Genomic DNA, 13,308 nt, shown 5'->3' with positions numbered 1-13,308 from the left:
GGCGGGGATCGTGCGCGGGGATCGTCCGCGAGGGCCGCCGCGCTCAGGTGGCGGCGATGCAGCCGGTGTTGTTGCGCGAGGGCGCCCCGAGGGCGAGGAAGCGGTCCTCCGGCACCCCGAGGGTCTGGTTGATCGCCGGCGCCCGGGCGAAGGCCACCGTCACCGGCTTGCCCTCCCGCTCCTCGATCTTGGTCAGGAAGATGTCCGACACGGCCTGCCGGTTGTGGTCGAGGAAGACCTCGGCCCCCATCGGGTTCTTGAACCGGCGCTTGGCCAGCGCCGCCTGGAACGCCTGCTGGTCGCCCGAGAGGTCGCCGCGCACCTCCTCCAGGGCGCCGAGGATGCCCTGGAGGTTGGTGGTGTAGTTCACCCCGTGGATCGACGGCGACTGGAAGCCGCCCTCGTTCGCCCAGCGCTTGCGGTAGCGGGCGACGAAGTCGTTCCAGATTGGGTCGTCGTTGATGTCGGCGATCGGGCCGCCGCTGACCATGCCGACCATCAGCTTCCGGTGCGGGCCGCGGGCCGACATCATGGTCTGGTCGGCCATGATCGAGCCGCCGATGATCGGCAGGCTGCCGCCCGCCTGCGCGTACTGCGTCATGAAGGCGAGGCCGTCGGTGCCGCCGTGGACCACCACCAGCGCGCCCGCGCTCTTGGGGATCTGGGCGATCTGCGAGGCGAAGTCGGTGGTGCCGAGCGGCGACCACAGATAGGTCGCCCGGCCGCCGGCGCGGCAATATTCGAGGCTGAAGCCGAATACCTGGGCGTAGGGGAAAGCGTAGTCGCCCGCGACCACGCAGACCTCCCCGATGCCCATCGTCTTGCGGACGTGGTTGCCGACGCCGGCCATCCACTGGGTGCCGTCGGTGGAGAACCGGAAGAAGTTCTTGGACGGGTTGCGCAGTGTGGTGTCGGCCGCGGCCGAGGAGCCGTTGACGATGGTCTTGCCGGTGAGCGTCGCGGAATAATCCTTGAGCGCGATGCCCTCGGCGCCCGAGAGCGGCCCGAGCACGATGTCGACGCCGTCCTGCTCGACGAGCTTGCGGGCGCGGGCCAGCGCCACGTCGGCGCGGGCGTTCGAACTCTCGCGGATGAACTCGATGCGCCGGCCGCCGGCCATGTTGTTGATCCGCTCCAGCTCCATCTGGACGCAGCGGAACGCGTCCTGGCCGCCGGTGGCGAAGGGTCCCTCCAGGGTGGTGAGCCCGCCGAGCTTGATCGGCGCGTTCTGGGCGATGGCCGGGGCCGGGAAGGCCCCGGCGAGCGTGGCGGTGCTCAATCCCGCGAGCGCCTGTCGGCGGGTCAGCGTCGTCATTGTGCGTCCTCCGTCGGCCCCGTTCTCTGGCGACCGGCGCGCGGGACCGTCCGCGCCGGGCTCAGGTCGATGTCCTGCCACGCCTCAACCCGTCTCGGCCGCCCGGGCGGCCTGCGCCCGGCGCGGGAGCCGGAGCAGGCTCGGGATGCGGCGGGCGAGGCCCACGATCCCGTCCGGCGAGACCAGCACGATGCCGAGGAAGACGAGGCCGATCAGAGTGTTGAAGCGGTCGCGGTCGTACAGAGAGGCCGCGAAGGTGTCGAAGACCGCGAAGATCAGCGATCCGACGAAGGCGCCGACCGGGTGGCCGAGCCCGCCGATGACGCTGATGATCAGGATGTTGACGCTGGCGCCGAGCCCGATCGAACCGGGCGAGATGCCGATGTTGTAGATCGTCGTCAGCACGCCGCCGCAGCCGGCGATGAAGCCCGCGACCCCGAAGGCGGCGATGCGGTGGAGCGCCACGTCGTAGCCCAGGGCCGCGGCGCGGCGGGGATTGTCGCGGATCGCCTGGAGTACGAGCCCGAACGGGGTGCGCACGAGGTAGAGCACGCCGGCGTAGAGGGCGGCGGCCGCGGCGAGCGACGCGTAGTAGAACAGGTGCGGCTGGCGGAACGGCACCCCGAACAGGGTCGGCCCGACGACGTTGCGGATGCCTTCGTAGCCGTTGAACCAGTCGATGTTCGATTCGGCGAAGCGCGAGACCGCCATCGCCAGCGCCAGGGTGATCATCAGGAGGTAGATGTCGCGGGTGCGCACCGCGATCGCCCCGATGAGCAGGCCTGCCAAGGTGGCGGCGAGGATGCCCGCCGGGACCGCGAGGGCGTAGGGCAGCCCCCCGACGATGCCCGGCACCGCCCCCTCGACCAGGATCGCGACCCCGTAGCCGGCGATGCCGGCAACCGTCATCTGCGCGAGGGAGACGAAGCCGCCGTAGGTGGCCAGGAAGGTGAGCGACAGCGCCACGATGCCGTAGACCAGGGCGCGGCCGAGGATGTTGACGGTCCAGAACTGCGCCTGGGCCTGTGGCATCGCGAGCCCGAGCAGGAACGGAGCGGCCAGGAGAACGGCGAACGCCAGGAGCGAGAGCCGGGCGCTCATGCGGACCGCCCCATCAGCCCCTGCGGGCGCACCGCGAGCACCGCGACCATCAGCCCGAAGGTCAAGATGACGGCGTAGGTGGGAAACAGCGCCTGCCCGATCTGCTCGGCGAGGCCGACCAGCACCGATCCGACCGCGGTGCCGGGCACCGAGCCCATGCCGCCGACGATTACCACCACGAGGGAGGTGAGGAGGAAGCGCCCGTCCATTCCCTGCGCCAGCGGCTGGGCGGTGGCGCCGATCACCCCGCCGAGGCCGGCGAGCGCGGCGCCGAGGGCGAACACCGCGAGCGCCACGCGCGGCACGTTCACCCCGCAGGCCGAGAGCATCGTCTGGTCGTCGACGCCGGCCCGCACCATCAGGCCGAGCTTCGTCCGGGCGAGCAGCAGCCACAGACCGAGACCCACCGCGACCGCAACAGCGATCTGGACCAGCCGGAAGGTCGGGTAGCGGCCGACGAGGGGAAGCTCGGTCGTGCCGAACAGCGCGTCCGGGGCGAGGAATTGCCGGGGCGTCCCGCCGAAATGGGCGAGCAACTGATCGGCCACGACGATCGAGACGCCGATGGTGACCAGCGCCTGCCGCAGTTCCTGGCCCTGCATCCAGCCGAGCAGCAGCTTCTGCATGGCGACGCCCGCGAGCGCCGCGGCCGCCATGCCGACCGGCACGGCGAGATACCACGCGTACCACGCCTCCCGGTCGTAGAGCGGTTCGAACACGGCGTAGGCGATGTAGGCGCCGACGAGGTAGAGCGAGCCGTGGGCCATGTTCACGGTGCGCATCAGGCCGAAGATCAGCGAGAAGCCCGACGCCACCACGAAGTAGAGCGCGGCCAGCGTCAGCCCGTTCAGCACCACGGTGGCGGCTAGCGCCATCGGTTTCCTCCCTGATCCGCGGGTCGCCGCGGGCGCCCGGGTCCGCGGTCCGCCGGCCGGTTCTCGGCCGTCCGGACTTGGCCGTCTCGGCTCTCGATCGAGCCCTTGGTGTGGCCGTTGAGTGAACTGTCCCCTGCGGCAGCGATCGGGTCCAGTGCGCGGGACCGGCCGGGTGGGTAAGATTGGGCAAGTGCCGACCGGAAGGCATCGGCGCGCCTCGCAGGTGTCGAGAGGGCAAGCATGGGGATGGGGACCGGGCTGACCCTGCGGACGACGCTCGACGGCCTCGCTGGGCCCGAGCGGGCGGGTACGCTGTTCCTGCCGGCCCTCGCGGGGACGCCCGACGCGATCCTCGATCTGCTGGCGCTGCTGCCGGTGTGCGACGTCAACGGTGCCCTGACGGCCTGCCTCGCGGGCAAAGGGATCGGAAGCGGACCCGCGCCGGTCGCCGCGGTGTTCTGCACCGACCCGTTCCTGCGGGTCTCCGACATGGCGGAGACGTTGCGGGCCGCCGGTCTGCGCCGGGTCGCGAACTATCCGAGCGTCCAGGCCATCGACGGGGAGCCGGGACGGACCATCGCGGCGGTCGGCTACGGTCCCGACGAGGAGATCGCCACCCTCGTCCGCCTGCGCGAAGCGGGGCTCGAGCCCCTCGGCTGCGCCGCCTCGGCCGCCTTCGCGGCGCGGCTCGACGCGGCGGGAATCGCGCCCATCCTCGCCGTCCCGGCCCTCGGCTCGGGGGTCACGACCTTCGCGCCCCTCCCTCGGTGAGGCCGTAGAGCCGCATCTTGTTGTAGAGGGTCTTGCGCGAGAGGCCGAGGAAGGCGGCGGTCTCGGCGCGGCGGAAGCGGTTGCGGCGCAGGGCGTCCACGATCCAGGCCCGCTCGTCGGCCAAAGGTTCCGGGCGGGCCTCGCCCTGCGCCTGGCAGAGCCGGGCGATGCAGGCGCTGTGGATCGTTCCGTCCGGGCTCTCGCTGGCGGCACGGGCGAGGAGCGAGCGCAGTTCGCGCAGGTTGCCCGGCCAATCACGGGTCATGAGCAGGCGGTAGACGGCGGGCTCGATACCGGGAGATCCCTGCCCCGGCTCGCGTCGCACGAGGCCCCGCAGCATCGCCCGCGCCAGCAGCGGGATGTCCTCCGGGCGATCGCGCAGGGGCGGGACGTCGATCCGCCCGGCCTCGACGCGGGCCAGCAGCGCCGGGGTAAGGCCGTTGCAATTGGTGGCGGTGACCACGAGGCGGGCGCGCCGGCGGTCCCCGCGCCCGAACCGGCCGACGATCGCCTGCTCCAGGGTTCGCGCGAGACGATCCTGCAACGCGGCGGAGAGCTCCCCGATGTTTTCCACCACCACGGTCGCATCCTCCGCATCGAGCGCGCCCGGGCGTCGCACCGCATCGCCGAAGAGCGCTTCGGCGATGCCGGGATCGGCCGCATCCAGAACAAAGAAGGAGCCCGCCCGCCGGCTCGCGACGTGGACGGCGCGGGCGACCGTTGTCCGGCCGGAGCCGGGCTCTCCCAGCACCAGCATCGCGAGGTCGGTCGCGACGAGGCGGGCGATCCGCTCGACCATACGGGTGACCGCCTCGGATTGCCCGACCAGTCCGGCGAGCGCCGTGATCCGGGCGTGCTCGCGCTGGGCCTCGTCCCGGACCGGGCGCAGCAGGCTCGCCGTCTTGAACGAGGATGTCGTCTGCATCACCGACATTTCGAGCGGAAGCCGGTCGAGGGTCGAGCCGCCGACGTAGCCATCCGCCTTCGCCTCGTCGCAGACACGGATCATGCCGGCGGAATCGACGATCGGCCCGCCCTCCACGACGCAGATCGTGTCCGGCCGGGCCTGACGGACCCACTGGAACACCCGGCGCGCCCGGTCGGCCGCCTCGTCGAGCGGGACCCCGTCGATGCCGAGCGAACCGCCCGCATTCCAGCCGAAGTTGAGGCACAGGATGTCGACCTCGGCCGAAAGCAGCCCCTCGATCTCCTCGCGGGTCTTGGCGTAACCGAAGGTCGCGAGCCCGGCGGCCCGCGCGGCGCGCAGCAGCGCGATCTCCCTTGCGAATCCCAGTCCAGCCTCTTCGAGCGCCTTGCGGAAGCGGCCCTCGAAATGGATCGCCGTGGGAAAGTTGGCGACGCCGGCATAGCCGGCCCGGGCTAGGCGCGCGGCGAGCGCCTCGACATCGAGGCGCGGATCGAACGCGGCGGCTCCGAAGAAGACCGGCACCGACACCCGATCCAGGATCTCGCTGCGGGCGAAGGCGTCCGTGAAGCCGTTGGCCTCGCGGATCGGGAACAGCGCCGCGACGGACGGCGCGCCCATGACCCGCAGGCGTCCGGCATTGAGGGCGAGCAGGAAGTCGGCTCCGCCCTGGGCCGCCGCCCGCGCGGTCATCCCCAACCCGATGGCCGCCCCGACCAGAAGGTCGGTCACGGGTCGGCCATGGAAGAGAGTCGATGAGATCGCCTCGGCCAATCGCCCCGTCCTCACAGCGCGGTGCCCCGGCGCGCGGAGCGTTCGTGCAGAGTGCAACGCCTGCCGATCGGCACCAAGTCCGCGCGGAAAGGCGGCATGGCCTGTGGATCGGCGTCGAACCATGCCTCCCTCGAGAATCAACTCAAGTCGCTGAGACGTTGGCTGAAATGCCCGGAGAGGCGGGGGCATGATCGGCGCCGATCGTGCCCCCGCCGGGAATTGAAATTTCCTCGTCTTGCGAGCTGTTCAGCAGCATTTGTCACGGGGTCATAGTTCGCGCCGATCCACAACGCGCCGTATCGCGCGGTGGCTGACGTGCGATACGGCCAAGCTCTCTGTCGATGACCTCCGCTTCGTCGAAGTGCTCTGCGGTCTCGCACCCAGATTGCAGGCCGCGGCCGAGCAGGTGCGTGGCTTCGGCACGATCCTGCGCGCGGGTGATCCCGCCGCTTTGAAGCTGTGGCTGGACGCGGCCGCCGCGAGCGGACTCGGCGGCTTGGTCGCCGGGCTGCGACAGGACGAAGCCGCCGTGCAGACGGCCATCGCGGAGCCTTGGATCAACGGGCCGGTCGAGGGACAGGTCAACCGCCTCAAGCTGATCAAGCGCTCCATGTACGGCCGCGCCAACTTCGATCTGCTTCGGCAGTGCGTCCTGCATGCCGCCTGAGGCGCCTGCTCTCCTCCAGCCAAAACACCAACCCAGCCCCTCAGCACCGAACCTGCGGAAGAACCAGTTTGCCGTGTCGCCTGACAGGCCGGACCGGCCGACCTCGATAAGCCCATCATCGATCCCGGACCGCAGCGCGCGGCACCGCCGCCAAGTCGCTCGTGGTCACGAGGGGGTGCAATTATGAGGAGGTCAAAATTCTTTTCAGAACGGGCTGCTAGAAGTTCGCTCTCGTGACGCAGCCGAGGATGCGTGCCGTGCGTATTTCTGCATGTTTCACGGCGACGACGATGGCGTCCCTGTGTCCGCCGCGCAATTGCTTTCCGCGTGCTCACCGGCATTACGAATTGCGCGCCTATTCAGACTCCTTCTATGGTGGTCGCGTCGGCATCCACGGTGCGTGAGAATGATGCAGACCTTCTCGACCGACCACGTTCCACCGCGCGACCGGTTCGAGCTTTGGCGCGAGGAACGGGCCCGGCGTATGTTCGGTGTCGAGGCCGAGATCTTGCCCGAATGGCGACCCCACTTCACGGGCCGCATGACCGCCAGAGCGGTGGGGCCCGCGAAGCTGATCGACGTGGCGGTCACCTCCTACACGATGCGCCGAACCGAGCGGGCGATCGATCGCGCGCCGGACGACAGCTTCTACGTTCGCCATCTCGTCCGCGGTCGCGGCCTGACGATCGTCGGTGACCGGGCGGAACTCGTCGGCGACGGTGCGCTTTTCACGGGCATGAGCGATGTCCCCTACGGCAACGCCCCTGATCCGGATATGCCCGCGCCGGGGACGCTCTGCGTCTACCGGGCGGTCAAGATACCGCTCGCCGCCGTGCCCGAGCTCTCACTGGCTTCGATGAGACTCGCTTCGCATCAGCACTGGTCGGCTTCCGGGCTCAATGCCCTGCTGCGCAGCTATCTCGCCGCGTTCATCGAGCAGGCGCCCCGTCTCACGGGCGCGTCCGCCGATCTGGCGGTTCGGACACTGGCACAATTGGCCGTCGGGGCACGCGGTATGACCGACATCCGCGAGGATGCGGCCGCGACCGCGATCCGCGAGGCCTTGCTGGTACGGGCGCAGCGGCTGATCGAGCAGAACTTGCTCCGCCCGGATCTGGGTCCCGCTCAAGTAGCAGCGTGGCTTGGCGTTTCGGTGCGCACGCTACACCTCGCGTTCGAACCGAGTGGCGAGAGCTTCAGCCGATACATCCTGGCCCGGCGGCTGGAGCGCGCGGATCGACTGCTACAGAAGGACCCACAGATGTCGGTGACACAAGCCGCCTTCGCCGCCGGTTTCGAGAGCCTGTCCACCTTCTTCCGCTGCTACCGGTCCGCCTACGGCGCCACGCCCGGCGAGCGGAGAGCCAGAGCGTGAACGGGCGCGACTTCGGGACACCGTCAACTCGCATAGGCGTGCGCAACTGCGACCGGGGTCGTTCATCCTGGCGAAGACCGTCTGAACATCGCGCGTCCACGGACGAGAAGATGTCGGCGGAGGGCTGCATCCGACTCTCATTCCGCGCACCGTCTATCTCATTCCATGCAGAGATGCATGCTTTTTGAGCCGATCCGATCGAATGCTAGGCTGAAACGCAGGAACTAGCACTTTCTCTTCAAGCAACGATCAGAAAATTTCCGATATTTAACGAATTATTATATAAATGATCGTAATTTTCGAGGGCAGGGACTACGGATGCGTGTGAAACGTGGTCCCGTCCCAGCTTTGATCGCGTTGACATCTGCTCACGACCGTTCGCTCGCCGCCAATGGCGCACGAGATCGGTGCTTGAGGCTGATCTACAGACGAGCAAATTATGCGCCTGCATATTTCCCTTCGGGCCGCGCTCGCCGCGGCCTTCGCTCTGCTCGCCCTGATCTGTGCAACTCAGGGGGGTCTCTCGCTGCTCAAGCTCGGCGGTATCCGGCGTTCCATTACTGAGGTCGCCACCAACTGGCTGCCCTCCGTCGTCGCCGTGAACGAGATCCGCGCCGCCGCCTCCGAGGTGCGCATCAAGCAACTCCGCCTGCTCGCACTGTCCGATACCTCCGCTCGGCTGGTCGAGAACGAGGCACAACTCGCCGCCACCCACGACAGGCTCTCAGTCGCTCGTCGGGCCTACGAGCCGATGATCGTCACGTCGGAGGAGCGCGCGCTCTATGAAAGCTTCACCTCGGCTTGGACCCGGTTCGAACGTGCAGACGCCGAGGCGCGCCGCCTGATGAAGGCCGGGCAGCAGGCCGCCGCGCTCGCGCTGATGACCGGTCCCGATGCGGCGCGCCTCTACGACGAGGCCCGCGCCACTCTGCAACGCGGCGTAACGCTGAACGAGGGCGGCGCGCGCCGGGACGCGGACGCGGCCATGGCCGAGGTCAGTGCGGCGACGGGGGAAGCCTACGGCGCCGTGACGCTAGCCCTGCTCACGGCGCTCGCGGCCGCTGCCTTCGGCCTGCTGCGCGTGTCGCGGCCGATCACCCGGATGACGGAGGCCATGCAGGTCCTGGCCGGCGGCGACGCGGAAGCCGCGGTGCCCTATGGCGCACGCCACGACGAGATCGGTGCGATGGCCGCAGCCGTGCAGGTGTTCAAGGACAACCTGCTGCGGACGCGAGCGCTGGAGGGAGAGACCGCCCAGGCCAGGCTCGCTGCGGAGGAACAGCGTAAGGCCGGCATGCGTGCCATGGCCGACGGCTTCGAGCAAGCGGTGGGCGGGATCATCGGCAGCGTGTCGTCGGCCGCCACAGAGTTGCAGGCGACCGCGGGCGCAATGAGCGGCACGGCGGCCGAGACGGCAGCGCAGTCGAGCGCGGTGGCGGCGGCGGCTGAGGAGGCAGCGAGCAATGTCGGCACGGTGGCGGCGGCAGCCGAGCAGCTTGGTGCCTCGGTGCAGGAGATCGGTCGGCAGGTAGCGGGATCGGCCGATCTCGCCCGGGTGGCGGTGGCGGAAGCCGACCAAACCGGCGGCTTGGTGCAGGAGCTCAGCGGTGCGGTGGCACGGATCGGGGACATGGTCGGGATGATCTCAGGCATCGCGAGCCAGACCAACCTGCTGGCGCTGAACGCGACGATCGAGGCAGCGCGGGCGGGCCAAGCCGGCCGCGGGTTCGCGGTGGTCGCCGCGGAGGTGAAGGCGCTGGCCGAGCAGACGGCCAAGGCCACGAACGACATCACTGGCCAGATTGCGCGGATCCAAGCTTCGACGGGCCAAGCGGCAGCCTCTATCGGGGGCATCACCGAGCGGATCCGTGAGATCAGCGGCGTGGCGACGTCGATCGCGGCGGCGGTCGAGGAGCAGGGGGCGGCGACACAGGAGATCGTGCGCAACGTGGCGCAGGCAGCGGCGGGCACGGGCGAGGTGACGGGCAACATCGCCGGTGTGGCGGGGGCGGCGGAGGAGACGGGTGCTGCGGCGACCCAGGTGCTGGGCGCGGCGTCCGAGCTATCGCGGCAATCCGAGCACCTGACAGCGGAGGTCGCCCGCTTCCTCGCCACCGTGCGCGCCGCGTGAAGTGGCGATGCCCGAGATCCGCTCAATACCATGCCGGATCGACGCCGACGGCGCCGCCCGGCTCGCCGCCGAGCTCGCCCAGGCCTTCGCTGCGGGTGTGAAGCTCGGTCCACGCGGATCGCAGATCCGCGGTCTCGCCACCTCCCTGGATCATCTGACCCACGAGTTGCGCCGCGAGATTGCGGTTCTCGCCGCGGCCGGTGCTGAGGATCTTGATCGGAGCTGCCTTCGGGAGCGGCTGGAGGACGTCGCTCACGAAGTCTCCCGCCTCGTCGCCGCCGCGCGGACTTTCCCCACCTGACCCCCCGGCTTCGCGCGGCACCGGTTGGACTGTCCGCGAAGCCTTCAAGCCCTGGAGGGCAACGTCGTGGACGTTTTGCTGGTCGATGACAGTTCGACCATGCGGCTTCGGCTGCAACGGATGCTGGAACAGAGACGCGGCGTCATCGTCACGCCTCATCACGACCCGCTCTCAGCCCTGATCGAGGGGCGTACCCGCGCCTTCGATCTGGTGCTCGTCGACCAGCATATGCCCGGGATGGACGGCATCACCTTCATCCGCGAACTGCGCGCCGTGCCACACTACGCGCAGGTGCCGGTCGCGATGATCACCGGCGACGCTGGCGACGCCGTCCGGCTCAGCGCGCTGGAAGCGGGCGCCACGGACTTCATCGACAAGCGCGCCAAGGGGGTGGAACTGAGCGTGCGGCTGCGCAACCTCGTGCGCCTGGCCAGCGCTGTGCGACGCCTGGACGATCAGGCGTCGAGCATGGCCGGCGAGATCGAGCGCGCGATGCGTCACCTGCGCGAGCGCGAGGCCGAGGTGATCTTCCGACTCGCGTTGGCGGTCGAGTACCGCGACAACGATACCGGCGAGCACACGTGGCGGGTGGCGCGCTACAGCCAGCTCATAGCAGAGGCGCTGGGCCTGGAGCCGGCGTTGTGCCGCAGCCTGTACCTCGCCGCACCGCTGCACGACGTGGGCAAGGTCGCGGTGCCCGACGGTATCCTCTTGAAGAAGGGGCGCCTCGACGAGGCGGAGTTCGCGGTCGTCCGCATGCACCCGGTGATCGGCAAGCGGATCCTGGGCGACAGCGCCTCCGAGCTGATCCGCCTGGCCGCCGAGATCGCCGAGGGTCATCACGAGCGCTGGGACGGTGGCGGTTACCCGCACGGACTCGCGGGGGAGGCCATACCGCTCTCGGCTCGGATCGTCGCGGTGGCGGACGTGTTCGACGCGCTGACGACCACGCGCCCGTACAAGGCCGCGATGGACCTCTCGGAAGCGCGCGCCTGCGTCGAGGCGGAGCGCGGCGGGCACTTCGATCCGGCCTGCGTCGACGCCTTCGTCATGGCGTGGGACGCGATCCGGATGGTGCGTGGGTCGGCCGGGTCCGGGTTGGCAGCCATTGCGCGCGAGATCGAGCCGTGGGCGCGGGTGCCAGAACTGAGGCGGGAGGTCATCGAAGAGCCCGCCTGATCCGGCGAGATGGGGTGAGCTGGGGCGACATGATGGGACCAAGCACGGGTTCTCCGTCACTTCGTGTGGCGGAGCGGGACCCGCCGCGGCCGCAGCGGATTCGGACGAGGGTGATGCTCGCCCGAGGCCGCCCCATGCCCAAGCGCCTGCTCCCGTTCATCCCCCCGTCGCTGCGCGTTGTCGCCGTCACGACCGAGCCCCAGCACGTGACGGTGCTGGCCGTGCCGCGGTCGACAGCACCGTGCTGTCCGGCCTGCCGTATTCGATCGGACCGCGTCCACGGCTCCTACGAGCGTCACCTCGCCGACCTGCCCTGGCAGGGCTGCTCCGTCGGCCTGCGCGTGCGCCTGCGCCGCCTGCGATGCCGCAATCCCGCCTGCCCCCGCCGTACCTTCAGCGAGACCCCGCCGGACGTCGCCGCGCCGCACGCCCGGCGCTCGCGGCGCCCCCATGACCTGCAGCGCCATCTCGGCCTCGCCCTCGGCGGAGCCCCGGCCGCGCGGCTCGCCCACCGCTTGGCCATCCCGGCCAGCTCATCCACCCTGTTGCGCATCGTCCGGGCCGGACCGACACCGGTTGCGCTGCCGCCGCGCGTGATCGCCATCGACGAGTGGGCGTGGCGACGCGGGCGCCGCTACGGCACGGTGATCGTCGACTTGGAACGAAGAGCCATCGCGGACCTCCTGCCCGATCGCGACGCCGAGGCGGTCGCCGACTGGCTGCGGCGCCATCCTGGGGTCGAGATCGTCGCCCGCGATCGGGCCGAGGTCTATGCCGAGGGCGTCCGGCACGGCGCGCCCGAGGCGGTGCATGTCCTCGATCGATGGCACCTTCTGCGGAACCTCGGCGAGGCCCTGCAGGAGGCGATCACCGGCCAACACGCCGTGATCCGGTCGGTGGCTCGCACGCTCGGCGACGAACGGGCCGCGATGCTTCGGGACGAGAAGAGCCAGGCTCGCCCGGTCACGGTTGCCGACCGGCGCAAACTGGAACGGCATGCCCCCCGTCGCGCGCGTCACGCCGAGCTTCTGCGTCTGCATGCGGCCGGCGCCTCCGTGGCCGGCCTCGCGCGTCACCTCGATCTCGATCGCAAGACCGTGCGGCGCTGGCTGCGCCGGGATGAGCCGCCGACCTGGGCAAAGCCGCCGCGCCCGAGCGTCATCGATCCCTACCGCGCCTATCTCGACCGGCGCTGGTCCGAGGGCTGCCGCAACGGGGCCGCGTTGGCTCGCGAACTCGACCAGCTTGGCGCCCGGATCAAGCCGCGCGTCGTTCGCGCGTGGGCGACAGCGCGTCGTCGAGTCGGAGCCGATCGGCTCGATCACGGGATCGCCGGTGCGCCGCCTGCGTGGAAACCGCCCGGGACGCGCCGGATCGCTCAGCTCCTGCAGGGCGGGACCGGCGCGAGCGACGGCGAGGATGGCGTGTTCATCGAACACCTTCGGCGTCAGGCACCGAGCTTGGCTGATGCGGCAGAACTCGCGGTCCGGTTCGCAGCCATGCTGCGCGGGCAGTCCGCGGAGGCTGTCGACGATTGGCTGAGGGCGGCGCGATCAAGCGCGCTGAAGCGGTTCGCCTCCGGCCTCCGGCGCGACGCCGCCGCGCTCGCCAACGCCATCGCGCTGCCGTGGTCGACGGGTCCGGCGGAGGGCCAGATCAGCCGCCTGAAGACGATCAAACGTCAGATGTATGGTCGGGCCGGCTTCGAGCTGCTGCGCCAGCGCGTCCTCAACGCCGCCTGACCCGCCACACAAAACGACGGAGAACCGTCAGACACTCGCGCGTGAACTCGTCCACGACGTTGAGCATCCGGAACTTGCGTCCATCGTGGGTGCGCGCCTCGACGAAGTCGTACGACCAGACGTGGTCGCGGTGCTCTGGCCGCAGCCTGATG

At 70.0% G+C, this 13,308-nt stretch carries 11 protein-coding genes and 1 pseudogene; 6 read left to right on the top strand and 6 right to left on the bottom strand.

The annotated features are described in order from the left end of the window. Nucleotides 1–43 precede the first annotated feature (43 nt). From Q8W71_RS27990 to Q8W71_RS27980, 3 genes are all read right to left on the bottom strand, one after another. On the bottom strand, nt 44–1,315 hold the full coding sequence (locus tag Q8W71_RS27990) for an ABC transporter substrate-binding protein (RefSeq protein ID WP_305528685.1): 1,272 nt from the start codon (nt 1,313–1,315) through the stop codon (nt 44–46). Nucleotides 1,316–1,399: 84 nt separating this feature from the next. Then, on the bottom strand, nt 1,400–2,416 hold the full coding sequence (locus Q8W71_RS27985; protein WP_305528684.1) for a branched-chain amino acid ABC transporter permease: 1,017 nt from the start codon (nt 2,414–2,416) through the stop codon (nt 1,400–1,402). After that, nucleotides 2,413–3,291 (bottom strand): branched-chain amino acid ABC transporter permease, encoded by an 879-nt coding sequence (locus Q8W71_RS27980; protein WP_305528683.1) that lies wholly within the window; start codon nt 3,289–3,291, stop codon nt 2,413–2,415. Before Q8W71_RS27980 ends, Q8W71_RS27985 begins: the two co-directional genes overlap by 4 nt. A 240-nt stretch (nt 3,292–3,531) precedes the next feature. On the opposite strand from Q8W71_RS27980, the gene Q8W71_RS27975 reads away from it, so the two are divergent. Further along, complete coding sequence (locus Q8W71_RS27975; RefSeq protein WP_305528682.1) at nt 3,532–4,062, top strand: phosphoenolpyruvate hydrolase family protein; 531 nt, start codon at nt 3,532–3,534, stop codon at nt 4,060–4,062. Here Q8W71_RS27975 and Q8W71_RS27970 read toward each other — a convergent pair. Beyond that, nucleotides 4,034–5,719 (bottom strand): phosphoenolpyruvate hydrolase family protein, encoded by a 1,686-nt coding sequence (locus tag Q8W71_RS27970; RefSeq protein ID WP_305528681.1) that lies wholly within the window; start codon nt 5,717–5,719, stop codon nt 4,034–4,036. The two genes, Q8W71_RS27975 and Q8W71_RS27970, sit on opposite strands and share 29 nt — an antisense overlap. 277 nt (nt 5,720–5,996) lie before the next feature. Between Q8W71_RS27970 and Q8W71_RS27965 the strand changes: the two genes are divergently transcribed. The 3 genes from Q8W71_RS27965 to Q8W71_RS27955 all read left to right on the top strand — a co-directional run bounded on the left by Q8W71_RS27965 (nt 5,997) and on the right by Q8W71_RS27955 (nt 9,934). After that, entirely contained in the window at nt 5,997–6,428 is a 432-nt protein-coding gene (locus Q8W71_RS27965) for a transposase (protein ID WP_305528680.1), read from the top strand. A gap of 406 nt (nt 6,429–6,834) precedes the next feature. Then, entirely contained in the window at nt 6,835–7,803 is a 969-nt protein-coding gene (locus Q8W71_RS27960; protein WP_305528679.1) for an AraC family transcriptional regulator, read from the top strand. Between the two features lie 439 nt (nt 7,804–8,242). Continuing rightward, nucleotides 8,243–9,934, top strand: coding sequence for a methyl-accepting chemotaxis protein (locus tag Q8W71_RS27955; protein WP_305528678.1), 1,692 nt, complete (start codon nt 8,243–8,245; stop codon nt 9,932–9,934). Between the two features lie 22 nt (nt 9,935–9,956). Here the strand turns inward: Q8W71_RS27955 and Q8W71_RS27950 are convergent, their stop codons facing one another. Beyond that, a complete protein-coding gene (locus tag Q8W71_RS27950) occupies nt 9,957–10,190 on the bottom strand; it encodes a hypothetical protein (protein ID WP_305528677.1) in 234 nt (77 codons plus the stop codon). A gap of 111 nt (nt 10,191–10,301) precedes the next feature. On the opposite strand from Q8W71_RS27950, the gene Q8W71_RS27945 reads away from it, so the two are divergent. Next, a complete protein-coding gene (locus tag Q8W71_RS27945) occupies nt 10,302–11,414 on the top strand; it encodes an HD-GYP domain-containing protein (protein ID WP_305528676.1) in 1,113 nt (370 codons plus the stop codon). A gap of 134 nt (nt 11,415–11,548) precedes the next feature. Continuing rightward, on the top strand, nt 11,549–13,156 hold the full coding sequence (locus Q8W71_RS27940; RefSeq protein ID WP_305528675.1) for an ISL3 family transposase: 1,608 nt from the start codon (nt 11,549–11,551) through the stop codon (nt 13,154–13,156). 22 nt (nt 13,157–13,178) lie between these two features. Here the strand turns inward: Q8W71_RS27940 and Q8W71_RS27935 are convergent. Then, nucleotides 13,179–13,308: pseudogene (locus tag Q8W71_RS27935) on the bottom strand (IS3 family transposase); the annotation flags it as partial.

This window comes from Methylobacterium amylolyticum, assembly GCF_030700245.1.
Classification (GTDB): Bacteria; Pseudomonadota; Alphaproteobacteria; order Rhizobiales; family Beijerinckiaceae; genus Methylobacterium.
Note: the sequence above shows the minus strand (reverse complement) of the source record. Positions and strands in the feature narration are given on the sequence as shown.